Below are 370 nucleotides of genomic sequence, written 5' to 3'. Positions count from 1 at the left end.
GTCATTACGGACGAGCGATAGGTTTTAACGTTTTTTTAATTTTTTGATAGCGATATTTTTAATATTTTCTACTTGTTTTAAAGATAAATTGAGTTTTTCAGCTATTTCGTGATTGGTATAACATCTTTGATAATCTTCGTTAATATTTCCTAAAGGAATACCAAAGCTTAAGCGGATAATTTTGAATTCGTTTTCGCTTAATTTTTTGGTTAATTGATTTAAAAAAAATTCATGATTTACTTGTTTTAGCCATAATTGATGGGGGTTTAATTTATTTATTTGATATGGTTCATATTTTTCTTCTTGAAAAGAAAGATTATCTTTTTTATGATTTTTTTGCGGGATCGAAGGCGAATGACTTTTTCTTATT

At 26.2% G+C, this 370-nt stretch carries 1 protein-coding gene; it reads right to left on the bottom strand.

Annotated elements, in window-relative coordinates:
* Positions 1 to 24: 24 nt before the first annotated feature.
* The coding region (locus RI01_RS02980; RefSeq protein ID WP_017193188.1) for a sigma factor-like helix-turn-helix DNA-binding protein at positions 25 to 370 on the bottom strand (346 nt) is incomplete at its 5' end.

Source organism: Italian clover phyllody phytoplasma str. MA1, assembly GCF_000300695.1.
Lineage (GTDB): Bacteria > Bacillota_I > Bacilli_A > Acholeplasmatales > Acholeplasmataceae > Phytoplasma.
The sequence above is the reverse complement of the archived record's forward strand: the minus strand, read 5'-3'. Positions and strand labels throughout refer to the sequence as shown.